Source organism: Collinsella vaginalis (assembly GCF_900176655.1).
GTDB lineage: Bacteria > Actinomycetota > Coriobacteriia > Coriobacteriales > Coriobacteriaceae > Collinsella > Collinsella vaginalis.
In genome coordinates, this window is record NZ_LT838843.1 from 531,915 (window position 1) to 555,182 (window position 23,268).

At 68.8% G+C, this 23,268-nt stretch carries 25 protein-coding genes and 1 pseudogene; 25 read left to right on the forward strand and 1 reads right to left on the reverse strand.

All coding sequences use genetic code 11. The annotated features are described in order from the left end of the window. Positions 1 to 96: 96 nt before the first annotated feature. The 15 genes from CAP13_RS04010 to rsfS all read left to right on the forward strand — a co-directional run bounded on the left by CAP13_RS04010 (position 97) and on the right by rsfS (position 12,510). The gene (locus tag CAP13_RS04010; protein ID WP_085830335.1) at positions 97 to 1,293 is read left to right on the forward strand and encodes a radical SAM family protein; all 1,197 of its coding nucleotides are present in this window, start codon (positions 97 to 99) and stop codon (positions 1,291 to 1,293) included. Continuing rightward, the gene (locus CAP13_RS04015) at positions 1,290 to 1,730 is read left to right on the forward strand and encodes a TIGR03936 family radical SAM-associated protein (RefSeq protein WP_085830336.1); all 441 of its coding nucleotides are present in this window, start codon (positions 1,290 to 1,292) and stop codon (positions 1,728 to 1,730) included. Before CAP13_RS04010 ends, CAP13_RS04015 begins: the two co-directional genes overlap by 4 nt. Next, on the forward strand, positions 1,663 to 2,508 hold the full coding sequence (locus CAP13_RS04020; RefSeq protein WP_342743199.1) for a radical SAM family protein: 846 nt from the start codon (positions 1,663 to 1,665) through the stop codon (positions 2,506 to 2,508). Before CAP13_RS04015 ends, CAP13_RS04020 begins: the two co-directional genes overlap by 68 nt. After that, the gene (locus CAP13_RS04025) at positions 2,505 to 3,299 is read left to right on the forward strand and encodes a TIGR03936 family radical SAM-associated protein (RefSeq protein WP_085830338.1); all 795 of its coding nucleotides are present in this window, start codon (positions 2,505 to 2,507) and stop codon (positions 3,297 to 3,299) included. The genes CAP13_RS04020 and CAP13_RS04025 overlap by 4 nt, the downstream gene beginning before the upstream one ends. Before the next feature lie 103 nt (positions 3,300 to 3,402). Beyond that, positions 3,403 to 3,774: a 50S ribosomal protein L21 gene (gene rplU, locus CAP13_RS04030; RefSeq protein ID WP_085830742.1), complete on the forward strand. Its 372-nt coding sequence runs from the start codon at positions 3,403 to 3,405 to the stop codon at positions 3,772 to 3,774. A 28-nt stretch (positions 3,775 to 3,802) separates the two neighbouring features. Beyond that, entirely contained in the window at positions 3,803 to 4,060 is a 258-nt protein-coding gene (rpmA, locus tag CAP13_RS04035; protein WP_085830339.1) for a 50S ribosomal protein L27, read from the forward strand. A 137-nt stretch (positions 4,061 to 4,197) separates the two neighbouring features. Then, complete coding sequence (gene obgE / locus CAP13_RS04040; RefSeq protein WP_085830341.1) at positions 4,198 to 5,604, forward strand: GTPase ObgE; 1,407 nt, start codon at positions 4,198 to 4,200, stop codon at positions 5,602 to 5,604. A gap of 58 nt (positions 5,605 to 5,662) precedes the next feature. Then, entirely contained in the window at positions 5,663 to 6,718 is a 1,056-nt protein-coding gene (cgtA, locus tag CAP13_RS04045; RefSeq protein ID WP_425429831.1) for an Obg family GTPase CgtA, read from the forward strand. Further along, positions 6,705 to 7,409, forward strand: coding sequence for a nicotinate-nucleotide adenylyltransferase (gene nadD, locus CAP13_RS04050; RefSeq protein ID WP_085830345.1), 705 nt, complete (start codon positions 6,705 to 6,707; stop codon positions 7,407 to 7,409). Before cgtA ends, nadD begins: the two co-directional genes overlap by 14 nt. Positions 7,410 to 7,462: 53 nt before the next feature. Continuing rightward, positions 7,463 to 7,855 (forward strand): HD domain-containing protein, encoded by a 393-nt coding sequence (locus CAP13_RS04055; RefSeq protein WP_085830743.1) that lies wholly within the window; start codon positions 7,463 to 7,465, stop codon positions 7,853 to 7,855. 3 nt (positions 7,856 to 7,858) lie between these two features. After that, positions 7,859 to 8,800, forward strand: coding sequence for a DNA-processing protein DprA (locus CAP13_RS04060; protein ID WP_085830347.1), 942 nt, complete (start codon positions 7,859 to 7,861; stop codon positions 8,798 to 8,800). Positions 8,801 to 8,813: 13 nt separating this feature from the next. Continuing rightward, the gene (gene trmFO, locus CAP13_RS04065) at positions 8,814 to 10,148 is read left to right on the forward strand and encodes a methylenetetrahydrofolate--tRNA-(uracil(54)-C(5))-methyltransferase (FADH(2)-oxidizing) TrmFO (protein WP_085830349.1); all 1,335 of its coding nucleotides are present in this window, start codon (positions 8,814 to 8,816) and stop codon (positions 10,146 to 10,148) included. A 52-nt stretch (positions 10,149 to 10,200) separates the two neighbouring features. Continuing rightward, complete coding sequence (locus tag CAP13_RS04070; RefSeq protein ID WP_085830351.1) at positions 10,201 to 11,136, forward strand: tyrosine recombinase XerC; 936 nt, start codon at positions 10,201 to 10,203, stop codon at positions 11,134 to 11,136. A 166-nt stretch (positions 11,137 to 11,302) separates the two neighbouring features. Next, a complete protein-coding gene (locus tag CAP13_RS04075) occupies positions 11,303 to 12,061 on the forward strand; it encodes a zinc ribbon domain-containing protein (RefSeq protein ID WP_085830744.1) in 759 nt (252 codons plus the stop codon). Between the two features lie 11 nt (positions 12,062 to 12,072). Continuing rightward, positions 12,073 to 12,510, forward strand: a complete 438-nt coding sequence (gene rsfS, locus CAP13_RS04080; protein ID WP_245798897.1) for a ribosome silencing factor — start codon at positions 12,073 to 12,075, stop codon at positions 12,508 to 12,510. Positions 12,511 to 12,721: 211 nt separating this feature from the next. On the opposite strand, the gene dinB is transcribed toward rsfS, so the two are convergent. After that, the gene (gene dinB, locus CAP13_RS04085; protein ID WP_085830353.1) at positions 12,722 to 14,005 is read right to left on the reverse strand and encodes a DNA polymerase IV; all 1,284 of its coding nucleotides are present in this window, start codon (positions 14,003 to 14,005) and stop codon (positions 12,722 to 12,724) included. A gap of 205 nt (positions 14,006 to 14,210) precedes the next feature. Here dinB and rpsP point away from each other — a divergent pair, with 205 nt between their 5' ends. The 10 genes and pseudogenes from rpsP to rplS all read left to right on the forward strand — a co-directional run bounded on the left by rpsP (position 14,211) and on the right by rplS (position 22,910). Continuing rightward, positions 14,211 to 14,552 carry a 30S ribosomal protein S16 gene (gene rpsP / locus CAP13_RS04090; protein ID WP_085830354.1) on the forward strand — a complete coding sequence of 114 codons (342 nt, stop codon included), beginning with the start codon at positions 14,211 to 14,213 and terminating at the stop codon, positions 14,550 to 14,552. 5 nt (positions 14,553 to 14,557) lie between these two features. Continuing rightward, positions 14,558 to 14,854, forward strand: coding sequence for a KH domain-containing protein (locus CAP13_RS04095; protein WP_179184925.1), 297 nt, complete (start codon positions 14,558 to 14,560; stop codon positions 14,852 to 14,854). A 5-nt stretch (positions 14,855 to 14,859) separates the two neighbouring features. Continuing rightward, on the forward strand, positions 14,860 to 15,381 hold the full coding sequence (gene rimM / locus CAP13_RS04100; RefSeq protein ID WP_085830355.1) for a ribosome maturation factor RimM: 522 nt from the start codon (positions 14,860 to 14,862) through the stop codon (positions 15,379 to 15,381). Beyond that, positions 15,381 to 16,139: a tRNA (guanosine(37)-N1)-methyltransferase TrmD gene (gene trmD, locus CAP13_RS04105; RefSeq protein WP_085830356.1), complete on the forward strand. Its 759-nt coding sequence runs from the start codon at positions 15,381 to 15,383 to the stop codon at positions 16,137 to 16,139. Before rimM ends, trmD begins: the two co-directional genes overlap by 1 nt. Before the next feature lie 3 nt (positions 16,140 to 16,142). Next, the gene (gene lepB / locus CAP13_RS04110) at positions 16,143 to 16,703 is read left to right on the forward strand and encodes a signal peptidase I (protein ID WP_085830357.1); all 561 of its coding nucleotides are present in this window, start codon (positions 16,143 to 16,145) and stop codon (positions 16,701 to 16,703) included. A gap of 63 nt (positions 16,704 to 16,766) precedes the next feature. After that, the gene (locus CAP13_RS04115; RefSeq protein ID WP_085830358.1) at positions 16,767 to 17,684 is read left to right on the forward strand and encodes a glycine--tRNA ligase subunit alpha; all 918 of its coding nucleotides are present in this window, start codon (positions 16,767 to 16,769) and stop codon (positions 17,682 to 17,684) included. Between the two features lie 14 nt (positions 17,685 to 17,698). Next, positions 17,699 to 18,487 (forward strand): annotated as a pseudogene (locus CAP13_RS04120) (glycine--tRNA ligase subunit beta); the annotation flags it as partial. Positions 18,488 to 18,614: 127 nt separating this feature from the next. Then, positions 18,615 to 19,463 carry a pyruvate, water dikinase regulatory protein gene (locus CAP13_RS04125; RefSeq protein WP_085830360.1) on the forward strand — a complete coding sequence of 283 codons (849 nt, stop codon included), beginning with the start codon at positions 18,615 to 18,617 and terminating at the stop codon, positions 19,461 to 19,463. Positions 19,464 to 19,693: 230 nt separating this feature from the next. Next, positions 19,694 to 22,441, forward strand: a complete 2,748-nt coding sequence (gene ppdK, locus CAP13_RS04130) for a pyruvate, phosphate dikinase (protein WP_085830361.1) — start codon at positions 19,694 to 19,696, stop codon at positions 22,439 to 22,441. 127 nt (positions 22,442 to 22,568) lie between these two features. Beyond that, the gene (rplS, locus tag CAP13_RS04135; RefSeq protein ID WP_085830362.1) at positions 22,569 to 22,910 is read left to right on the forward strand and encodes a 50S ribosomal protein L19; all 342 of its coding nucleotides are present in this window, start codon (positions 22,569 to 22,571) and stop codon (positions 22,908 to 22,910) included. The last annotated feature ends 358 nt before the right edge of the window (positions 22,911 to 23,268 follow it).

Consider the following 23,268-nt stretch of genomic DNA (forward strand, 5'->3'; position numbering starts at 1 on the left):
CGCCCCCGTGAACCGCGCCGCGGCCCGCCTCATCGGGCTCGGCCGCAGCGCCCTCTCGACCCTCACCGGCGGGCGCGCGGATGCGCAGGCGGCCGCATGACGCGAGTCGCCTACCGCGATCGCTTCGCGGACATCGAGCCCCTGCTCGCCCGGGTCGAGAAACCGAGCCGCTACATCGATCACGAGTGGGGCGCGGCCGACGTCGGCGAGGCCTCCTACCGCTGCTGCCTGATCTACCCGGACCTCTACGAGGTGGGCCTTCCGAACCAGGGCCTGGCGATCCTCTACCGCATCCTGAACGCGCAGGAGGGCATCGCCTGCGAACGCGGCTACCTGCCCTGGGTCGATATGGCGGATGCCATGCGCGCGGCCGGGGTGCCCCTGCTCTCGCTCGAGGGCGCGGCCCCCGTGGCCTCGTTCGACATTGTGGGGTTCCACATCCCGCACGAGATGGCGGCCACCAACTACCTTGAGGCCTTGGACCTCGCCGGGATTCCGCTCCACGCCGCGGAGCGCGGTGAGGACGATCCGATCGTCATCGCAGGTGGGCCGTCGGTCTACAACCCCGAGCCCCTCGCCCCGTTCTTCGACGCCTTCCTGATCGGGGAGGGGGAGGAGTCGATCGTCGAGGTCTGCCGGGAGCACGAGCGCCTGCGCGACGCGGGCGCCTCGCGCGACGAGATCCTCTGCGGGCTGGCCCGCGTTCCCGGCACCTACGTGCCCGCCCTCTACGAGGTGCGTCACGGATCCGAGGCGACCGAGCACGGCTACACGGTGCCGCGCGCCGGTGAGGACGTGCCCGCCCGGATTCTCAAGCGCGTGGTCGCTGACTTCGGGGCAACCGATGCGCTCACCCAGTCTGTCGTGCCCTACACCCAGCTCGTGCACGACCGTCTCTCCATCGAGGTCCTGCGCGGGTGCGCGCGGGGCTGCCGGTTCTGCCAGGCGGGCATCACCTACCGGCCGGTCCGCGAGCGCACGCCGGACCAGGTCGTCTCCGCCGTGGCCCGCGGTCCCGCGGAGACCGGCCACGACGAGGTGTCGCTCANGGAGGAGGCGGCAGCCGAGCTCGGCCTCGACCTCGTGCGCATCGCCCACACCCCCTACGACCTCGATGCGCGCCTGCCGTGGGAGCATGTGAGCCCGGGGGTGGCGCCGGGTTACCTGAAACGCGAGTGGCGCCGGGCGCTCGCCGGCAAGACCACGGAGGACTGCACCATGGCCTCGTGCACGGGCTGCGGGATCTGCCCCGCGCTCAACGTCGAGAACGTGCTGGTGGGTGACCGCGCATGACGGTCCCCGTCCCCGCACCCCCCGTCGAGCAGACCCTCTTCCGCCTCCGGGTGCGCTATGCGAAGCGCGGCCGCCTCGCCTACCTCGGGCACCTTGGGGTCATCCACACCATCGACCGCGCGATCCGCCGTGCGGGGCTGCCCTTCGCGGTCACGCAGGGCTACTCGCCGCACATGCGCATCGGGTTCTCCAGCGCCCTGCCGGTGGGGACCTCGTCGACCTGCGAGTGGTTCGACCTCTTTCTGACGGAGCTCGCGGGCGCCGACGAGGCGCTCCGGCGGCTCGTCGCGGCGACACCGGCCGACCTCGCCCCCGACCGCGCGGGATANGAGGCGCCTGAACCGCAGCCTCGAGGGCACGGGCGCCTCGGTGTCGATCCCCTCGCAGCGCCTGGACTCCTTCGGCGTCGACATGGCCCTCGAGGTGGCCGGCGATAAGAAGGGCGGCCTCACCTTCGCACCCGAGGCCGGCAGCCAGCGCCTGCGCGACGTCATCAACAAGAACGTCACCGAGGACGACCTCGATCGGGCGGCGCTCGCGGCCTACCTCGCCGGTTGGAACCGCATGAAGCTCTATTTCATGATGGGGCTCCCGAGCGAGACGGACGAGGACATCGTCGCCATCGCGAACCTCGCGGACCATGTGCTCGAGCTCGGGCGCTCGGTCGTGCCCCGCGCCCGACGCGGGAGCATCTCGGTGTCCGTCTCCGTCTCTGTCTTCATCCCGAAGCCCCACACGCCGTTCCAGTGGTGCGCCCAGCTCGACTACGACGAGGTCCGCCGCCGCCAGAAGCTCCTCGTGCAGAGCGTCCGCAACCGCGCGGTCCGCGTCCACTACCACGACGCCTCGACCTCGCTCATCGAGGCGGTGCTCTCCCGCATGGGCCGCGACGCCGCCCCGCTCATCGAGGGCGCCTGGAGGCGGGGCCAGCGCTTCGACGCCTGGTCCGAGCAGTTCAGCCTCGAGCGGTGGGAGGAGGCGGCAGCCGAGCTCGGCCTCGACCTCGTGCGCATCGCCCACACCCCCTACGACCTCGATGCGCGCCTGCCGTGGGAGCATGTGAGCCCGGGGGTGGCGCCGGGTTACCTGAAACGCGAGTGGCGCCGGGCGCTCGCCGGCAAGACCACGGAGGACTGCACCATGGCCTCGTGCACGGGCTGCGGGATCTGCCCCGCGCTCAACGTCGAGAACGTGCTGGTGGGTGACCGCGCATGACGGTCCCCGTCCCCGCACCCCCCGTCGAGCAGACCCTCTTCCGCCTCCGGGTGCGCTATGCGAAGCGCGGCCGCCTCGCCTACCTCGGGCACCTTGGGGTCATCCACACCATCGACCGCGCGATCCGCCGTGCGGGGCTGCCCTTCGCGGTCACGCAGGGCTACTCGCCGCACATGCGCATCGGGTTCTCCAGCGCCCTGCCGGTGGGGACCTCGTCGACCTGCGAGTGGTTCGACCTCTTTCTGACGGAGCTCGCGGGCGCCGACGAGGCGCTCCGGCGGCTCGTCGCGGCGACACCGGCCGACCTCGCCCCCGACCGCGCGGGATATGTCGCCATCCGGCGTCCGGCGCTGACGGCCGAGATAACCCGCATCGACTACCGCATCGCGCTTGACCCCGCGCCGGGGAGCGCGTTCTCAGCCGACATCGTCAAAGAGGCCCTTGACGATGTCGGCGCTGCCGGCGACATCGCCTACGTGCGGGGGAAGAAGGCGAAGAGCCTCTCGATCGACCGCACGCTTCTCGCCGCCGACGTGCGGGCAGGGGAGGGTTCGGCGCTCATCTGCGACCTCGCGACCCATGCTGACAACGGCGGGTCGCTCCGACCCGAGATCCTGATCGCCGCCCTCGACCGCCGCCTGCGCGGCGCGGACGAGCCGATCGTGTCCACCGGCATCCAGGACCTCGAGAGCTTCGCGCGCTACCGCGTCGAGCGCACCTTCCAGGGCGTGGAGGATGAGGACGGTGATGTGCGCGATCCGTTGCACGGCTCCGCGTCCGTGGGCGCATGACTTGTGGTCAAGCCGTAGTGTGAAAAAAACCGTGTTGACGCCGGTATGCTGGGCTGCTAGCATATTCGGCTGTTGCACGAACTGATGCATGAAGGGCAAAGAGATGTACGCAATCATTGAAACCGGCGGCAAGCAGTACAAAGTCGCCACCGATGATGTCCTGACTGTCGAGAAGATCGAGGGTGAGGTCGGGGCCAAGGTCGAGCTCCCCGTCCTGTTCCTGAATGACGGCAAGAAGATCATCACGGATTCCGCCAAGCTCGAGAAGGCAAAGGTCACCGCTGAGATCCTCAAGCAGTTCAAGGGCGAGAAGCAGCTTGTCTTCAAGTTCAAGAAGCGCAAGCGCTACCGCAAGCTGAACGGCCACCGTCAGAACCTCACCCAGGTGAAGATCACCAAGGTGCAGGCCACCTCGCGTGCCGCCGCCAAGAAGACCACCACGGCCGAGGAGCCCGAGGCTCCCGTCGCCGAGTAACGCCCTCATCTAGAAAGAGGTACTCACCATGGCACACAAGAAAGGTCTTGGCTCCTCCCGCAACGGCCGCGATTCCCGCGGTCAGCGTCTCGGCACCAAGCGCTTCGATGGTCAGACCGTGAAGGCCGGCGAGGTTCTCGTCCGCCAGTGCGGCACCCACATTCACCCCGGCGAGAACGTCGGCCGTGGCAAGGACGACACCCTGTTCGCGCTCATCGAGGGCAAGGTCAAGTTCACCCGTGGGCAGAAGCACCGTGTGAACGTGCTCCCCGCACTCGAGGCCTAAGGGTCCATCCCCCCTTCATCTGCATAGATATGAGGCTCAAGGCCCCAGGGTCCTCCCTGGGGCCTCTTTTGTTATGCTTAGGCACCGAACCCCGTGTGCTCCCGGCTCAAAAGCCGGTTTGTGATAAGGAGGACACGATGTCCCAATTCACCGATATGTGCCGCATCAACGTGCGGGGCGGCGACGGCGGCGCGGGCTGCATGTCGTTTAGGCGCGAGGCCTACGTTCCCAAGGGCGGGCCCGACGGCGGCGACGGCGGGGACGGCGGCAATGTCGTCGTCCAGGCCGACGCGCAGCTCTCCTCGCTCATCGATTACCGCTTCAAGCACCACTTCCGCGCCGAGCGCGGCACCCATGGACAGGGGTCCCGCAAGGACGGGCGCGCGGGCGAGAATCTGATCCTCAAGGTCCCGCTCGGCACCGTCGTCTGGGAGCTCGATCCTGAGACCATGGAGCATGTGCACCAGATCGCCGACCTCTCCCATGAGGGGGAGCGCGTCGTCGTCGCGCCCGGCGGGCACGGCGGCCGCGGCAACCCCCATTTTGTCTCGTCGGTGCGGCGCGCGCCGGCCTTCGCGGAGAAGGGCGAGCCCGCGCAGGAGCACTGGATCGAGCTCGAGCTCAAGCTCATGGCCGATGCGGCCCTCGTGGGGCTGCCGAGCGTCGGCAAGAGCTCGCTGATCGCTCGCATGAGCGCCGCACGGCCCAAGATCGCCGACTACCCCTTCACCACCCTCGTCCCGAATCTCGGCATGGTGCGGGCTGGAGAGAACTCGTTCGTCGTGGCCGACGTCCCCGGTCTCATCGAGGGTGCGAGCGAGGGGCGCGGCCTCGGCCACCAGTTCCTGCGGCACATCGAGCGAACCGCCCTCATCATGCACGTCGTCGACATCACGGGCGGCTTCGAGGGGCGTGACCCGATCGAGGATTACCGTGTCATCAACAGCGAGCTCGCGGCCTACGCACCGGAGCTCGCCGAGCGCCCACAGGTCGTCGTCGCGAACAAGTGCGATGCGAGCGGGATGACCGACCGCGTGGCCGAGCTCAGGCGGGTCGCCTCGGCGGACGGGCACCGCTTCTTCGCCGTGTCGGCTCTCACGGGGGCGGGGCTGAACTCCTTCATGCTCGCCTGCGGTGAGATGGTGTCCGACCTGCGCCGCGAGCTCGCCTGCGAGACCGAGGAGGTGCCCGTGGAGGTCGTTGCCTGGGATGCCCAGCGCCAGGCCCGCGAGCGACGCTTCGAGATCGAGCGCGAGGAGGCGCATGCCTGGCGCGTCACCGGCACGAACATCGAGCGGCTCGTGGTCCAGACCGATTGGGACAACGACGAGGCGGTCAGCTACCTCCAGAGCCGCTTCGCCCGCGTCGGCCTCGACGACGCGCTCGCCCGGGCCGGGGCCGTGCATGGGGACGAGGTTCGCATCATGGGCTTCGCCTTCGAGTTCGAGGGGGCAGAGGAGCTCCGCGAGGAGGGGTCCGGCGATCCAGATCCGGACACCGCGGCGGCGGTGGACGACGAGGGTGGTTCCGATGACCGCGCATGAGTCCCAGGGGCTTCCGGTCCTCGGCGCCGATCAGGCGCGGGAGTACCGGCTCGGAATCATGGGCGGCACCTTCGACCCGATCCACTACGGCCATCTGGTGACCGCCGAGCGGGCCCGTGAGGCCCTCGACCTCGATCTCGTGCTCTTCATGCCCGCAGGCTCGCCGGCCTTCAAGCTCCACGAGCGCGTGAGCAACGCCGAGGACCGCTATGCGATGACGCTCCTCGCCACGGCAACCAACCCGNCGCTGATCGCTCGCATGAGCGCCGCACGGCCCAAGATCGCCGACTACCCCTTCACCACCCTCGTCCCGAATCTCGGCATGGTGCGGGCTGGAGAGAACTCGTTCGTCGTGGCCGACGTCCCCGGTCTCATCGAGGGTGCGAGCGAGGGGCGCGGCCTCGGCCACCAGTTCCTGCGGCACATCGAGCGAACCGCCCTCATCATGCACGTCGTCGACATCACGGGCGGCTTCGAGGGGCGTGACCCGATCGAGGATTACCGTGTCATCAACAGCGAGCTCGCGGCCTACGCACCGGAGCTCGCCGAGCGCCCACAGGTCGTCGTCGCGAACAAGTGCGATGCGAGCGGGATGACCGACCGCGTGGCCGAGCTCAGGCGGGTCGCCTCGGCGGACGGGCACCGCTTCTTCGCCGTGTCGGCTCTCACGGGGGCGGGGCTGAACTCCTTCATGCTCGCCTGCGGTGAGATGGTGTCCGACCTGCGCCGCGAGCTCGCCTGCGAGACCGAGGAGGTGCCCGTGGAGGTCGTTGCCTGGGATGCCCAGCGCCAGGCCCGCGAGCGACGCTTCGAGATCGAGCGCGAGGAGGCGCATGCCTGGCGCGTCACCGGCACGAACATCGAGCGGCTCGTGGTCCAGACCGATTGGGACAACGACGAGGCGGTCAGCTACCTCCAGAGCCGCTTCGCCCGCGTCGGCCTCGACGACGCGCTCGCCCGGGCCGGGGCCGTGCATGGGGACGAGGTTCGCATCATGGGCTTCGCCTTCGAGTTCGAGGGGGCAGAGGAGCTCCGCGAGGAGGGGTCCGGCGATCCAGATCCGGACACCGCGGCGGCGGTGGACGACGAGGGTGGTTCCGATGACCGCGCATGAGTCCCAGGGGCTTCCGGTCCTCGGCGCCGATCAGGCGCGGGAGTACCGGCTCGGAATCATGGGCGGCACCTTCGACCCGATCCACTACGGCCATCTGGTGACCGCCGAGCGGGCCCGTGAGGCCCTCGACCTCGATCTCGTGCTCTTCATGCCCGCAGGCTCGCCGGCCTTCAAGCTCCACGAGCGCGTGAGCAACGCCGAGGACCGCTATGCGATGACGCTCCTCGCCACGGCAACCAACCCGCTTTTCGATGCGAGCCGCTTTGAGATCGACCGCGCGGGCACCACGTACACGGTCGACACCCTGCGCGCCCTGCGCGCGCACTACCCCGATAACGTCAAGCTCTACTTCATCACGGGCGCCGACGCGATCATGGACATCCTCGCCTGGCACGACGCGGCAGACCTCGCCCGTCTGACCACCTTCATCGCGGCCACGCGCCCTGGGTACGATATCGAGCGGGTGGGGGAGATCGTCGAGTCCTCCGGCATCGACTTCGATGTGCGCTATATTGAGATCCCGGCCCTCGCCATCAGCTCGACGAGCATCCGTGAGCTCGTGGCGGCGGGGAAGAGCGTGCGCTACCTCACCGCGACGGCGGTCGAGGGGTACATCCGCAAGATGGGCCTGTACCGCACGGATGATACGGAGCGCGTCGACGGCGCCCGGAGAGACGAGGGGGAGCGATGACGGCCGAAGAGCAGGCGCGCCTCGCGAGCATCCGCGAGGCGTTGAGGGCGCATATGGAGGCGGTCCTCCCGCGCCGTTTCGAGCACTCGCTCCGTGTGTCCGATACCGCCCTTGAGCTCGCGCGCACCTATGGGGTGGATGAGTTCGAGGCCGCGGCGGCAGGGCTCATCCACGATTGGGACAAGATCCTGCCGGCCGAGGAGCTCATCGCTCGCGCCGCGCAGCTGCACCTGCCGATCGCGGGGTCGCCGACGCTCGCCGTGGGCGTCCTACACGGCCCCGTTGCCGCCGCTGAGCTGCCGGAGCGCTTTCCCGATCTTCCACCGGCGGTCTTTCAGGCGGTGGCGCGCCCCACCGCGGGCGCCGGGNCATCGCGGACATCGAGGAGAGCGAGCGATGCGGCAGCGCCCACGTGCTCGAGGGATCCATGTACCAGGGGAGGGTGACCCATGCCGGCTGATTGCATCCGCCATGAGCTTGCCATCGACGATGAGCGCTACCCGGCTTCCGTACGCGAGCTCCCTGACGCCCCGCCCGTGCTCTACGTGCGCGGGGATCCCGCGATGCTCAGCCGCCCCTCGCTCTCGATTGTGGGCGCGCGCTCGGCGACGCCGTACGGGACCGCTGTCGCCGAGATGGGGGCTCGCATCGCAGCTCAATCGGGTTTGGTGGTGGTTTCCGGTGGAGCGCGCGGATGCGATCAGGCGGCCGGCGCGGCCGCCCTCGATGCAGGTGGTGTGCACGTCGTGGTCCTCGGCTGCGGTGCCGATATCGTCTACCCGCGAAGCTCGGCGCCGCTGATCGAGCGAGCGCTCGCGGGTGGGGGAGCGGTCGTGTCCCTCGACCCCTGGGGCATGGAGCCCCGGCGCTGGGCCTTCCCACGTCGGAACCGCGTGATCGCGGCGCTCTCGGCGGCGCTCCTGGTCACCGAGGCGGGCCTTCCCTCGGGAACCTTCTCCACCGCCGAGTGCGCCGTCGAGCTCGGTCGCGAGCTGCTCGCGATCCCGGGTTCGATCCTCTCCGCCGGGTCCCGGGGGAGCAACCACCTCATCGCGTCGGGTGCCACGTGCATCGCAGATGAGGAGGAGCTCGAGATGGCGATCTCGAGGATCTACGGCCTCCTGCGCTTCTCGCGGCCCGAAGCCCCGGGCACACCCGGTGTCGGCGCCGTGGCCCAGCAGGTGCTCGATGCGCTCGCAGCGAGCCCGCTGCGTATGGAGGAGATCGCCTGCGTGGCCCGGCTCGACGTGCCGCAGACGCTTCAGTTCACCTCGGAGCTCATGGTCCAGGGGCTCGTCGAGCGTCTGATCGACGGCCGGGTCTCCCTCACAAAACGCGCGCTTCACGCCCGGACGCCCTTGGGGCACACTATGATGTCTGCAGCACAGTGACGAAGGGAGCGGCATGCTGGAGGAGACGGTTCACGTGATCGGGGGCGGGCTCGCAGGCTGCGAGTGCGCCTGCCAGCTCGCCGACCGGGGGGTCCGCGTGCTCCTGCATGAGATGCGGCCCGAGACCCCCTCGCCCGCGCACCACACCGGGGATCTCGCCGAGCTCGTGTGCTCCAACTCGCTGAAGTCCACAAGGGTCGACTCAGCCGCGGGACTGCTCAAGCGAGAGCTTACGCTCATGGGGTCGGTGCTCCTCGCCTGCGCGGAACGCGCGCGGGTGCCGTCGGGCGGGGCCCTCGCGGTCGACCGCGAGGCCTTCTCCCGCTTCGTGGAGGAGGAGGTGTCCAAGCGCCCCTTGATCGAGATCGTCCGCGGGGAGGTGACCGAGATCCCCGCCGGGCGCGTCGTCATCGCCGCCGGCCCCCTCTGCTCGGACGCCCTCGCGAAGCGCGTGATGGAGCTCGTGGGCGGTCGGTCCCTTTCGTTCTTCGATGCCGCCGCGCCCATCGTGGACGCTGAGAGCCTCGATATGGACGTCCTCTTCAGGCAATCGCGCTACGAGGACGCCGGTGCGGGGGACTACCTGAACGCGCCCTTTGACCGCGCGGAGTATGAGGCCTTCATCGAAGCGCTCACCGGAGCCGATCGGGCCGTGCTCAAGGACTTCGAGCGCCGTGAGCTCTTCCAGGCCTGCCAGCCTGCGGAGGAGGTCGCCCGCAAGGGGGTCGACGCCATACGATTCGGGGCGATGAAGCCCGTGGGGCTCACTGACCCGCGCACGGGGCGGCGGCCCTGGGCGGCCGTGCAGCTGCGCGCCGAGAACGCCGATGCGAGCGCCTACAACCTTGTCGGTTTCCAGACGAACCTCACGTTCAGCGAGCAGCGGCGCGTCTTTCGGATGATCCCCGGCCTCGAGCGGGCCGAGTTCTTCCGCTACGGGGTCATGCACCGGAACACGTTCGTGGACAGCCCACGGGTGCTCGATCGGACCTTCGCCGTCCCGGGGACGACGGTGCGGCTCGCCGGCCAGATCACCGGCACCGAGGGCTACACCGAGGCCATCGCCTCGGGCCTCCTTGCCGCCCTGAACACCTACGCCGACCTGATCGGGGCGGTGCCCGTGCAGCTTCCCGGCACCGGGGCGCTTGGATCCCTCGTCGCTTGGGCGACCGATCCCGCCACGGAGGACTACCAGCCCATGCACGTGAACTTCGGCATCGTGCCGCCGCTTGACGATGGTCGGCGGCGTTCAAAGCGCGACCGCTACGCGGCATACGCCGCCCGCGCCGAGGCCGACCTCTCGGCGTATCTTGCGGGGCGGACGGACCTGTTCGGCGGTGGGCGCTGACACCGCGGCAGGACGATGGGTGGAGGACGGGAAGCTCTCAAGGGAGGTGTCGATGGAAGCGGGAAAACGGGAGCCAGACAAGGATGCGGCAGCTGCCGTCGATGACTTCATAGCCTATATCGCAGGTACAGAGGGACTCTCGCCCGAGACGGTTCGCGCCTACACCGAGCACCTTGAGGCCTATCTGCGGCGGTGCGAGCTCCGCGGTGTCATCGCCCTTGCCCCAGGTGCGCGTGCGCTCAGGTCCTATCTGGGCGAGCTCGCCCGCGCCGGGCTCGCCCCGCGGACCGTCGCCGCCCACCTCTCGGCCCTGCGCGGCTTCTTCCGCTGGCTCGTCCTCGAAGAGCTGGTCGCCGAGGACCCGGCAGCTGCCCTCATCGCGCCCAAGATACCCCGGAGCCTTCCGAACACGCTCACATCCACCCAGGTGGACGCCCTCATCTCCGTGCCAGATGCGAGCACGCCCGCGGGTCTTCGTGACGCGTGCATGCTCGAGCTCCTCTATGCCACCGGGGCCCGCATCTCGGAGGCGGCCGGCCTCAGGACCACCTCCTTCGAGCGGGATCACCGGCTTGTCCGGCTCTTCGGCAAGGGGTCGAAGGAGCGTATCGTCCCGCTCTACCGTCGTGTGGCGGCGGCCCTTGAGGCGTACCTCGCGCACGGGCGGCCCGATCTGCTCGCGGCAGCCCCCGTGCCCGCTCGTGCGGGTGACGCCCTTTTCATCTCCGATCGCGGCCGTCCCATGAGCGCCGATGCCCTGCGCTACCGCTTTCGCCGTCTCGCCGCGTCGGCGGGCATACCCTCGGGCATCACCCCGCATGCGATGCGCCACACCTTCGCCACCGACCTGCTCGCCGGCGGGGCCGACCTTCGTGTGGTCCAGGAGCTCCTGGGGCACACGAGCCTCTCCACCACGCAGATCTACACCCACCTCACGCCCGATCGCTTGAAGGCCGCCGTCAGCCAGGCCCATCCCCGTGGCGCCTGATCCATCGCGTGCGGTATTGATCAACAGGCCGTTCCGATAATCGTCCGGACGGCGGGCTTACTATAGGCTCAACAGGTAGGTGAGCTGGTTGCGCACGCGGTGCGCGCTGTCTCGCCGCACTGCCTGTGCGTATGCCCGGCCGTCGAGAGGATCGAGCGTGTTTTGCATGCAATGCGGCGCTGAGTTGCCAGCCGATTCAGCCTTTTGCCCGCAATGCGGCCATAGAACCCAGCCTGCCTCTGCGGCAGCGCCCAGGCAAGGCTCGACGACGGCGCGGCAGACGCAGATGCGCGATGCCACGGCCGCAGCCGAGGCAGCAATGAGCGCCGCCGTCGGCGGGATGAGCCGGGCGGCGGNGGTGGCGGACAAAATCGACACCATCGCCGGCATGTTCGCCATCGGCGAGCCCCCCACGGGGTCGAAGGACCCCTTCGCCCTGCGCCGCGCCGCCATCGGCGTCGTGAACATCCTCCGCGCGCGCCTGGGGATCGCCTTCGAGCCCATCGTCGACGCCGCGCTCGCCGCCTACGCCGATCAGGGCATCTCCTTCGACCGCACCGAGGTCGCCCAGGCCGTCAACGCCTTCATCCTCGGCCGCATGCAGCAGATCGCCCGCGATGAGGGCCTCTCGCCCGATGTGGTCCAGGCCGTCTCCGCCGGCAGCGTCACCGCGCCGGCTGATTTCCTCGCGCTTGCCCACGCCCTCGAGGACGCCCGCGCGAACGACCCCGCGGCCTTCGAGAACCTGGCCGTCGCCTACGCCCGCGCCGCCCNGCTCGTGGGGAAGACGGATCTCCAGAACCTCTTCTTCCAATGCTTCTCCCAGGGTCTCACCTACGTGATATCGACGGGATGCTACCTGTACCCCACCGCAGGCGCCGTCTACAACCGCTACGCCTCAGGTGTCGCAAACCGATCCGCATGAGAAAGGACGATATGACCGACGAGAACATGATCGAGACCGAACCGGTGAACGACCGCGTTGAGGACCTCAGGACCGCAGCCGCGCCGTCAGCGGCCGGTGTGGGCGGCGAGGAGATCGCCCGCGAGGCGGCCCGCGCTGCATGGGGGAAGAAGGCCGAGGACGTCGTCGCCCTCGACTTCACCACCCTGTCCGATGTCTGCGACTACTTCGTGATCGCGACGGGCCTGAACAACCGCCAGGTGGACGCCTTGGTCGATGAGGTCGAGGAGAAGGTGGCCGAGCGCCTGGGAGAGCACCCCCTGGCGATCGAGGGCCGTGCCGAGCGCCAATGGATCCTCATGGACTACGGCGCCGTCCTGGTGCACATCATGACGCCTGAGGCGCGCGACCACTACCGTCTGGAGAAACTCTGGGCCGATGCGCCGCGGCTCGCCCTCGACCTGGACTGAGGCGCCCGCTACACACGCCCGCCACGCCGTTTGCCCGCTGGGTGCGCCGACCGATCCTCCGTCGGGCCGCATGGTTTAGGCCGAACCCCGTCTCCGTCTTCTGCGGCGGAGGCGGGGCTCCTCTGTACGGGGTGCGAGCGCCCGCGCTTGGATGGGTGATCGAGGGTGCGTGCCCGCAGGGGATCGGCGGGGCCGCCCGGGGCGGGCGGCATCAGCGGTCCTTGAGCTCGTCGCCGCGCAGGATGTCCCGTCCGAAGCGGTGCTCCCGGCCGAAGGCGACGGCTCCGTTCCCGAAGCGCTCGCGGAGCTCGTCCACGGCGACCGAGAGGCTCCGTCGCTCGCTCACGACGGCGCCGCGCTCGTCAACCTCCTCGAACAGGTCGGTCTGGATCTCCGCTCCGCGGGTGAAGCCGCTGACGCCGATGCCGGCGAGCCGGACATGGGTGGCAGGCGTCCAGATGCCGCGCAACAGCTCGAGCGCAGCGGGCACGAAGAGGTTCTCGTCGTCGGTGGCATGGGGGAGGCGCCGCTGCAGGGTGTGGGTCTCCCCGAAGGAGAACTTCAGCTTGACGGTCACGGTGGTGCCTACCAGGCCCTGGCGGCGCAGACGGCGGCCCACGGAGGCACCCAGCAGGCTGAGCGCCGCCTCGACGTCCGCGCGGTCCGTGAGGTCCTGGGGGAAGGTGCGCTCGTTGCTGACCGATTTTACCTCGCGCCTGTCAGAGAGGGCGCGCACGGCGGAGATCTCGCCGCCGGCCGCCCGGATGCGCATGAGCTCGGCGCCGACTCCGAAGATGGGGGAGAGCCGGGCTGCGGGCGCGGCGGCGAGCTGGCCCAAGGTCCGGATGCCGATCTTAGCGAGGGCCGTCTCCGCGCGGCGGCCGATGCCGCTCATCGCGCGCACCGGGAGCGGCGCCAGGAAGGCCTCCTCGGTGCCGGGCGTGACGACGGTGAGGCCGCGCGGCTTGTCGCGCTCGCTCGCGATCTTGGCGACCGTCTTGTTGGGCCCGAGCCCGATCGAGCAGGTGATCCCGAGCTCGGAGACCCTCCGGGAGATGCGGCCGACGATCTCGACGGGGTTCTCCGATGAGAAGCGGCCCGGTGTGATATCGAAGAACGCCTCATCGACCGAGACCTGGTCGATATAGGGCGTCTCATCCGAGAGGATGGCCATGACCCGCGCGCTCACCTCGTGGTAGCGCTTGAAGTTCCCATGTGTCCAGATGGCGTGCGGGCAGAGGCGCTCCGCCTGCGCGCTCGGCATGGCGGAATGGACCCCGAAGGCGCGCGCCTCGTAGGACGCAGTGGAGACGACGCCCCGCTCGCTCGCGGGGCCGCCCACGATGACCGGCCTACCGCGCCACTCAGGGTGATCGAGCTGCTCGACGCTCGCGAAGAAGGCGTCGAGGTCGAGCAGGCCGATGGCCGGCCCGCTCCAACCCCCGAAGAGTCCGGCGACGAAGGCCGCCGCATCGTATGTTCCCGTCTGCTCCATGGTCTGAGTATAGCTGATTATGCGGACACATGTTCGATATCAGGGTGTTTGACCCGCTCAGCAATCATGGCTAAGATATGTACCGCTTGCGACCATTCTGAAGAAGTGCCCGCGTGGGTCTTCACCTGCCCTGGTCGTTGGCGTATCATTACACGTCGTTTGTTTGTAGGTGCAGCGTCATGCTGCGTAGATGGAGGAGTTTGCATTGGCAGTCAAGATTCGCCTTGCCCGTCACGGCTCGAAGAAGCGTCCGTACTACCGTGTCGTCGTGGCTGATTCCCGCTCGCCCCGCGATGGTCGCCTGATCGAGGAGGTCGGCCGCTACAACCCGCTGACCAACCCGAAGACCATCGATCTCGACCTCGAGAAGATCGCCGAGTGGCAGGCAAAGGGCGCCCAGCCCACCGACGCCGTCGCCGCGCTCGTGCGCGCCGCCAACGAGGGCGAGAAGAAGGCTGCTGAGCCCAAGAAGTCCAAGAAGCAGCAGGCGAAGGACGCCGAGGCCGCCGCTGCAGCCGCCTCCGAGGCCGAGGCTAGCGAGGAGTAGGTCCCGTGTCCGACGAGTTCATCGAGGCCTCGGAGGGCACGTCCTCCGAGGAGGTTCTTCTCTCTGACCGCATCGCGGATCTCGTGGAGTACCTCGTCCTCAACATCGTCGACGATCCCGACGGCGTGAGCCTCGAGGTCATCGACGGGGAGGATTCCTCCACCATCGAGATCACGGTCGCCGCGGACGACGTCGCCAAGGTGATCGGCCGCCACGGCCGCACCATCAAGGCCATCCGCACCCTCGCCCGCGCCCTCGCTGCGCGCCTGGGCACCTCGGTCGAGGTTGAGGTCCTGGGCTAGGAACTTTGTCCAGACTCTATCGAAACATCGCCCGTGTCATCAAGCCCCACGGGTCAAAAGGGGAGGTCGTCGTAGCAGCGCTGCGCGGCCTTCCCTTCTGCGTTTCTCCGGGGCTCACGGTGGCGTTGACCCCGCCTGCGCTCGATCGCGATCGGTTCTGCACGGTCGAGGGCGTCTCCGGTGAGCGCGACGGCACCGCGCTCGTGCGCTTCTCCGGCATCACCTCCATCCAGGACGCCGAGGGGATCACTGGGTGCCGGGTGCTCGCACGCCGATCGGACCTCTCCCTTGCAGACGGTGTCCTCGCCTTCGACGAGCTCATCGGCCGCGAGGTCGTCGACGGCGTCGCCGGCCCGCTCGGCCGCATCGACGCGATCATGGAGTCGCCGGCCCAGGACATCTGGGTGGTTGCCGGCGCGCGCGGCGAGATCATGATACCCGCCGCCTCCGAGCTTGTCGGCACGGTGCCACCGGATGGTCCCATCCACGTGCACCTGCCTGCAGGTTTGATCGAAGGGGGCGACTGATGATCATCGAGGCCCTCTCGGTCTTCCCCGAGGTCTTCGAGGGATACATGTCCGCTTCGATCATGGGGAGGGCCCAGAGGGCCGGCCTCGTGGAGTTCCGCTCGCACGACCTGCGCGATTGGACGCACGACCGGCACCGTACGGTGGATGACGAGCCGTACGGGGGCGGCGCGGGCATGCTCATGAAGGTCCCGCCGATCGCCGAGGCCGTGGCGGCGCTCTCGTCCACGCCCGGTGAACCGTCGCCCCATGTCGTCTTCTTCACGCCCTCGGGTGCGCCTTTCACGCAGCGCGCCGCCGAGCGACTGGCCGCCTGCGATCGCATCCTGTTCGTCTGCGGACGCTACGAGGGCATCGACGAGCGCGCCTATGCCCTCGCCGACGAGCGCATCTCGATCGGCGATTTCGTGCTCACCGGCGGTGAGCTCGCGGCCCTCGTCGTGACCGATGCCGTGGTGCGGCTGATTCCCGGTGCCCTCGGCGACGAGATGAGCAACCGCGACGAGTCGTTCTCCACCGAGGAGGGCGGCGGTCTGCTCGAATACGCCCAGTACACGCGCCCCGCCGAGTTCGAGGGCGCCGGTGTGCCCGAGGTCCTCCTCTCAGGCGATCACGCCCGCGTGGCCGCCTGGCGCCGCCGCGACGCGATCGAGCGCACCTGCCGCTGGCGGCCCGATCTCATCGAGACGGCCGCCCTCACCGCGGAGGAGCGCGCTTGGGCACGTGAATATATCGAATCCTCTGAGAAAGGCGTCTGACCCATGGTGCGCGCTCGGAACTCCCTTGTCCGTGAGATCCTCGAATGGGTGGTCATGCTCGCGGTCGCCTTCGTGGCGGCCCTGCTGATTCAGCGTTTCGTTGCGAGCCCTTACACCGTGCCCACCGGCTCGATGGAGCCGACCATACAGGTGGGTGACAACATCTTCGCCCAGAAGGTCACCATCGAGCTCGGCCAGGACGTGCGGGCCGGGGATATCGTGGTCTTCCACAACCCCAACGCGAGCTCGGACCACGACATCCTCGTCAAGCGCGTCATCGCCGTGGGCGGGCAGACCGTGGACCTCAAGGACGGGGCGGTCTACGTCGACGGGGTGAAGCTCAGCGAGCCGTACGCGGAGGGTCAGAGCTACCCGTTGGACTCCCAAGCCCCGGGCATTCAGATCAGCTACCCCTATCAAGTCCCCGAGGGAAGCGTCTGGATGATGGGCGACAACCGCGAGAACTCGGCGGACTCCCGCTACTTCGGTCCTGTTTCCACGTCCGACCTCATCGGCGTTGCCTTCCTGCGCTACTGGCCCCTGGACCGCATCGGAGCCCTGTAGGACCCAGCGCATGCGCTAGTATGTTTGACTGTCTGAACCACCGATAGAGGGGATCCCGCGCGTATGGACACCCAACCGCTCACCTTCCAAGATATGATTCTCGCCCTCGAGCACTACTGGGCGGGGCAGGGCTGCACGGTCATGCAGCCGTACGACTCAGAGGTGGGGGCCGGCACCTTTCACACCGCGACGCTCCTGCGCTCGCTCGGGCCGAACCCGTGGCGCACCTGCTACCCGCAGCCCTGCCGCCGCCCCGCCGATGGGCGCTACCGCGAGAACCCCAACCGCCTGCAGCACTACTACCAGTTCCAGGTGCTCATCAAACCGAGCCCCGAGAACTCCCAGGAGCTCTACCTGGGCTCGCTCGCCGCGATCGGGCTCGATCCCGCCAAGCATGACGTCCGCTTCGTCGAGGACGACTGGGAGAGCCCCACGCTTGGCGCCTGGGGCCTCGGCTGGGAGGTCTGGCTCGACGGCATGGAGGTCACCCAGTTCACCTACTTCCAGCAGGTGGGCGGCATAGAGTGCGATCCCGTTCCCGTCGAGATCACCTACGGCCTCGAGCGCATCGCCATGTACGCCCAGGGTGTGACGAGTGTCTACGACCTCGTCTGGTCGGTCTCGCCCGATGGGGTGCCCATGACGTACGGCGAGGTATTCCTCGAGAATGAGCGCGAGTTCTCGGCCTACAACTTCGAGGTGGCCGATATCGAGATGATGCGCCAGAAGTTCGACGACTACGAGCGCGAGTGCCACGCCTGCCTCGATGCGAACCTGCCGCTGCCGGGGTATGACTGCGTGCTCAAGTGCAGCCACGCCTTCAACCTGCTCGACAGCCGTGGGGCCCTCTCCGCGACCGAGCGCGCGGCCTACATCCTGCGCGTCCGCACGCTCGCGAAGGCCGCCTGCGAGAGCTACCTCGCCCATGTCGCCGCCGCGCCCGCCACAGACGGACCCGCCAAAGAAGGGGAGGTGGCCTAAGATGACCGCGANACCTCTGCGAGTGGCCGGACGTTCTCGTGGGCCGGTTCGACGAGGAGTTCCTCGCCGTGCCGTCTGAGATCATCTGCGAGTCCATGCTCACGAACCAGCGCTATTTCCCCACCTACGATGCGGAGGGGAATCTGACCCGCGCCTTCGTGGTCGTTTCCAACGCCGACCCCGCGGTCGCCGCCACGGTGATCGACGGCAACGAGCGGGTGGTTCGCGCCCGCCTCTACGATGCCAAGTTCTTCTACGAGGAGGACCTGAAGGTCCCGCTCGACGAGTTCCGCCTCCGCCTGGCGCGCGTGGGCTTCCAGCAGAAGCTCGGCACCGTCCTGCAGAAGTCCGAGCGCATCGAGGACGTGGCCCTCGCCATCGCCCGCGAGGCCCGGCTCGGCGCGAAGACGGCCGNCGCGCTTGCCCACGCCCTCGAGGACGCCCGCGCGAACGACCCCGCGGCCTTCGAGAACCTGGCCGTCGCCTACGCCCGCGCCGCCCATCTGGCGGATGCGGCCCTCGGCACCGAGGTTGACGCCGACCTGCTTGGCGAGGCCGAGCGCGCCCTGCTCTCCGCCCTTGACGACGCGGCGGCCTCGGTCGCCGGACGCCTCGCCGATCGCGATTTCACCGGGGTCATCACCGCTCTCGCGTCCCTGCGCGGCGCCATCGACCGCTTCTTCGACGAGGTCATGGTCATGGACGAGGACGCGCGGCTGCGCGAGAACCGGCTCAAGCTCCTGAACCGCTTCGTGTCCGTGTTCGCCGATGTCGCGAATATCGGGGAGCTCGGTCGCAGCTAGTAGACCTGGCATATTTCGTTTCTGAACGGCGGCCGCCCGCGAGCAACGGGTCGGCCGCCGTCTTCATGTGCCGGCCTCACCTGCCCCGCGTGTGGTACGCTCGCGTCACCACAGGAAAGGGGAGGCCATGGATGAGCGTGTAGCGCACGTCGTCGCCGTATCGGATGCCCTTGGCCGCACGGCCGCGGACGTGGCCCTCGCCGCCGCGGGGCAGTTCCCCGACGGCGCGGTCAGGATCGAGAGGCTGCCCAAGGTCGATGACGCAGAACTCGTCCGCGCCCATGTCGAGCCCCTGCTCGCCTGCGGCGAGCGCGTCGCCGTCTACCACACCATCGTCGACGCGCGCTTGCGGGGCGCGGTGGCAGAGCTCCTGGCGGCCCTCGACGTACCGGCCGTCGACCTCATGGGCGCGGCGGTGGGCGCCCTGTCGCAGCTTCTCGAGCGCGAGCCTGCGGGGGTGCCCGGCACGATTCACCGGACTGATGAGGCGTATTACCGGCGCATCGAGGCCATGGAGTACTTCGTCGAGCACGATGACGGGCGCGGCGCCGACGACCTTACCGGCGCCGACGTCGTGCTGCTCGGGGTCTCGCGCACCTCGAAGACCCCGCTCTCCATGTACCTCGCCTTCCAGGGTCTGAAGGTGGCGAACGTCCCGCTCGCGCGCGGGATGGAGCCGCCCGCCTCCGTGTTCACCGTCGATCCCGCCCGGCTTTTCGGCCTCGTGTCCACCGTGGGCGTGATCTCCGACATCCGCGACCAGCGCCTCGGCGACGAGCTCTCGCGCGCGGTCGCCGCCACGTACGCTGACCCGGTCGCCATAGAGCGCGAGATGGAGGAGGCCCGCTCGCTGATGCGGCGGCTCGGCTGCTTCATCGTCCGCACGGACCACAAGGCGGTCGAGGAGTCGGCGGCTGAGATCATGGGGCGCCTGGAGCAGGTCGAGGCGGCGCGCATGCGTCGTGGAGCCCGTTGACGGACCCATCATTTACGGTCTGTACCAGCAACTTGTTCGAACTGGTACCTTCATAATGTGACCACACCTCAGACCGTCTGCCGCGACTTTCGCACCGCCTGCGCGGCCTCCACCGAATCCCTACCCCCGCACTCCTACGCGCTTCCTATAGTGCGCACATGGCCCGGGGATCGTCCCTGGGCCGTTCGTCAAGCAGGCCGCGGGTCTCACGCGGCGAGAAGGGGGCACAGATGACGAGTGAGAAGATGGTCTACCGGTTCGGGGTCGACGAGACCGGTCAGGATGTGACGGAGGGGGATGCGAGCCTCGCGTACGTCCTCGGCGGCAAGGGGGCGAACCTCGCCGAGATGGCGCGCATAGGCCTCCCGGTGCCCCTGGGCTACACGATCACCTGTCAGACCTGCGTCGCCTATGCGGGCGCGGGGGACGTCTGGCCCGCAGGCGCCCTCGATGAGATCGAGGCGGCGACGGCCGATCTCGAGCGCCGGGCCGGGAAGCGCCTGGGTGCGGCGGATGACCCGCTCCTCGTGTCGGTGCGCTCCGGCGCCCCGTTCTCCATGCCAGGCATGATGGACACGGTCCTGAACCTCGGGCTCAACGACGAGTCGGTGCAGGGGCTCATCGCGCAGACGGAGAACCCGCGCTTCGCCTGGGACTCCTACCGCCGCTTCATCCAGATGTTCTCGAACGTGGTCATGGGCGTGGACGCCGACCTCTTCGAGAACGCCCTCACGGAGCGCCGCCTCATCGCCGGCGTGCACACCGACGCCGAGCTCTCCGCCGAGGACCTCGAGGAGCTCGTCGGTGTCTTCAAGGAGATCTTCGCGGCGAACGTCGACGCCGCCGCCTTCCCAGAACTCGCCGGCGAGGGGGGTCGCGTGCGGTTCCCGGCAGACCCGCGTCTGCAGCTCCGCCTCGCCATCCAGGCGGTCTTCGGAAGCTGGATGAACGAGCGCGCCTGCATCTACCGGCGCCAGAACGAGATCCCCGACGACCTCGGCACCGCGGTGAACGTCCAGGTCATGGTCTTCGGCAACAAGGGCGACACCTCGGCCACGGGCGTGGCCTTCACGCGCAACGCCGCCGACGGCACGCGGGAGCCCTACGGCGACTTCCTCGTGAACGCCCAGGGCGAGGACGTGGTCGCGGGCATCCGCAACACGAGCCCCATCGACGAGCTCAAGGACGTCCCCGCGCTCGCGGAGGCTGCGGGCGAGCTCGATCGGATCTTCGGACTCCTCGAGGGTCATTACCGCGACATGTGCGACATCGAGTTCACGATCGAGCAGGGGCGGCTCTGGATGCTCCAGACCCGCGTTGGCAAGCGCACCGCCGCGGCCGCGCTGAAGATCGCCGTCGACATGGTGGGGGAGGGCCTCATCACGCGCGAGGAGGCCGTGCGCCGCATCAACCCTGCCCAGCTTGACCAGCTCCTGCACCCGCAGTTCGACGCCTCGGCACCCGTCGACATCCTCGCCCGCGGCCTGAACGCGAGCCCCGGCGCGGCGGTCGGGGAGATCGTCTTCTCCTCCGACGACGCCGTGGCGGCCGTCGCCGAGGGTCGCCGGATCGTCCTCGTGCGCTGGGAGACCAACCCCGATGACCTCAAGGGCATGACCGTCGCCGAGGGCATCCTCACGAGTCACGGCGGCAAGACGAGCCATGCGGCGGTCATCGCACGCGGCATGGGGACACCTTGTGTCTGCGGCGTGGAGGCCTTCCGCATCGACGCGGCGCGCAAGCAGGTCCGCGTCGAGGGGACCGACGTCGTCCTCACCGAGGGGGACGTCATCTCCCTCGACGGCGCGCGCGGCATCGTGGTCGCCGGTGCTGTGCCATTGGTCTCGGCCGAGATGACTGGAGACCTCGAGACCGTGCTCTCCTGGGCCGACGAGATCCGCCTCGACGCGACCCGCGGCCGGGCAGCCCATGTGCGCGTGAACGCCGACACGCCCGCCGACGCCGAGCTCGCCCTCACACTCGGGGCCGAGGCGATCGGGCTCTGCCGCACCGAGCACATGTTCCTGGGCGAGCGCAAGGACATCATCCAGTCCTTCATCCTGACGGACGCCGAAGATGAGCGCATGCACGCTTTGGCCGACCTCCTGCGCGTCCAAACCGAGGACTTCCTGCAGATCTTCCGCACCATGGACGGCCGGCCGGTCGTGGTGCGCCTGATCGACCCGCCGCTCCACGAGTTCCTCGACGACCCGCGCGAGCTGGCGGTGCACATCGCCCGCCTCGAGGAGCGCGGCGGCGATCCCGCGCTGGTCGCCGAGCTCACACAGCGCCTGCGCCGCATCGACGCGATGACGGAGTCGAACCCGATGCTCGGCCTGCGCGGCGTGCGCCTCTCCATCGTCTATCCCGACCTGCCGCTCATGCAGGTCCGCGCCATAGCGAGCGCGGCGGCCCGCCTGAAGCGCGACGAGGGGCTCGACCCGCTGCCCGAGGTCATGATCCCGCTCGTCTCGGTCACGGCGGAGCATGTCCAGACCCGGACCGTCGCCGAGCGCGTGATCCACGAGGTCGAGGAGGAGTACGGCGTCAGCCTCGATATCCCGGTGGGCACGATGGTGGAGCTCCCGCGCGCCTGTCTCGTGGCCGACGAGATCGCGCGCCACGCCGACTTCTTCTGCTTCGGCACGAACGACCTCACGCAGACGGCCTTCGGGTTCTCGCGCGACGATGCGGAGAGCAAGTTCATCCCCATCTACCTGCACAAGCGCCTGCTTGAGGCGAATCCGTTCGAGACCATCGACGAGGGCGTGCTGCGGCTCGTCACGATGGCGGTCGAGGGCGGGCGCTCCGTGAACCCGCAGATGCACTTCGGGGTCTGCGGCGAGCACGGCGGCGATCCCAAGAGCATCAAGGCCTTCTTCAACACGGCGCACGTTGACTACGTGAGCTGCTCGCCCTACCGCGTGCCCATCGCCCGCCTCGCTGCGGCGCAGGCGAAACTCGAGCGCGAGGCCTGAGACCGTGCGTGGAGGAGTTGAGAATCGCCCTTGTCAGGACCGGTGACTCGCGTATAATGTCCTCTGTTTGTTCAACCTATGTGTCGGCGTACGCGTGCGGCACCTCTGGAAGAGTGAGGATTAGAAGATGGACTACATCCGCGCAATCGAGCGCCAGCAGATCCGCGAGGACATCCCGCAGGTCCGCGTCGGCGACAACGTCAAGGTGCACTACCGCATCAAGGAGGGTGAGCGCGAGCGCATCCAGGTGTTCCAGGGTGACGTCATCCGCATGAGCGGTGCCGGCTCCCGCGAGACCTTCACGGTTCGCAAGCTTTCTTTCGGCATCGGTGTCGAGCGCACCTTCCCGCTTCACAGCCCCAAGATTGGCAAGCTCGAGGTCGTGCGCCACGGTAAGGTGCGTCGCGCCAAGCTGTACTACCTGCGCGACAAGGTGGGCAAGGCCGCGCGCATCCCCGAGAAGCGCTAAGCGGGCCGCTTACGTCCGTCTGCCTGAGAGGGCCGTCCGTTCAGGGCGGCCCTCTTTCGTACCGAATGGATGTATCCTGGGTCGCGATAGCGGGCGTATGCCTGGGGGCGTCTCGTCCGAGGAAACGCGCGGCGTCTCGACGGCTCCGATCCATCTGCCAGGCGGTCATCGGCCGCATGAGGAGGTTTCACCCATGGCGAATATGACGACGTCGCTCTCGGCCACAGCCGTGGCCGCCGAGCTCGCGCACGCGGGCGTCGATGAGATCGAGGACCTCGTCCGGCGCTACGAGGAGGACCCGCGCATCCAGGTGCAACGGGCCTGCGAGCGGGCGCTGCGGCGCCTCGAGCGGGAGCGC

What these genes read in the sequence shown, in the direction of transcription:
- CAP13_RS04025 (WP_085830338.1), top strand. Translation starts at nt 2,505, where the DNA reads ATGACGGTCCCCGTCCCCGCACCCCCCGTCGAGCAGACCCTCTTCCGC.
- rplU (WP_085830742.1), top strand. Translation starts at nt 3,403, where the DNA reads ATGTACGCAATCATTGAAACCGGCGGCAAGCAGTACAAAGTCGCCACC.
- rpmA (WP_085830339.1), top strand. Translation starts at nt 3,803, where the DNA reads ATGGCACACAAGAAAGGTCTTGGCTCCTCCCGCAACGGCCGCGATTCC.
- obgE (WP_085830341.1), top strand. Translation starts at nt 4,198, where the DNA reads ATGTCCCAATTCACCGATATGTGCCGCATCAACGTGCGGGGCGGCGAC.
- nadD (WP_085830345.1), top strand. Translation starts at nt 6,705, where the DNA reads ATGACCGCGCATGAGTCCCAGGGGCTTCCGGTCCTCGGCGCCGATCAG.
- CAP13_RS04060 (WP_085830347.1), top strand. Translation starts at nt 7,859, where the DNA reads ATGCCGGCTGATTGCATCCGCCATGAGCTTGCCATCGACGATGAGCGC.
- trmFO (WP_085830349.1), top strand. Translation starts at nt 8,814, where the DNA reads ATGCTGGAGGAGACGGTTCACGTGATCGGGGGCGGGCTCGCAGGCTGC.
- CAP13_RS04070 (WP_085830351.1), top strand. Translation starts at nt 10,201, where the DNA reads ATGGAAGCGGGAAAACGGGAGCCAGACAAGGATGCGGCAGCTGCCGTC.
- rsfS (WP_245798897.1), top strand. Translation starts at nt 12,073, where the DNA reads ATGACCGACGAGAACATGATCGAGACCGAACCGGTGAACGACCGCGTT.
- dinB (WP_085830353.1), bottom strand. Translation starts at nt 14,005, where the DNA reads ATGGAGCAGACGGGAACATACGATGCGGCGGCCTTCGTCGCCGGACTC.
- trmD (WP_085830356.1), top strand. Translation starts at nt 15,381, where the DNA reads ATGATCATCGAGGCCCTCTCGGTCTTCCCCGAGGTCTTCGAGGGATAC.
- lepB (WP_085830357.1), top strand. Translation starts at nt 16,143, where the DNA reads ATGGTGCGCGCTCGGAACTCCCTTGTCCGTGAGATCCTCGAATGGGTG.
- CAP13_RS04115 (WP_085830358.1), top strand. Translation starts at nt 16,767, where the DNA reads ATGGACACCCAACCGCTCACCTTCCAAGATATGATTCTCGCCCTCGAG.
- CAP13_RS04125 (WP_085830360.1), top strand. Translation starts at nt 18,615, where the DNA reads ATGGATGAGCGTGTAGCGCACGTCGTCGCCGTATCGGATGCCCTTGGC.
- ppdK (WP_085830361.1), top strand. Translation starts at nt 19,694, where the DNA reads ATGACGAGTGAGAAGATGGTCTACCGGTTCGGGGTCGACGAGACCGGT.
- rplS (WP_085830362.1), top strand. Translation starts at nt 22,569, where the DNA reads ATGGACTACATCCGCGCAATCGAGCGCCAGCAGATCCGCGAGGACATC.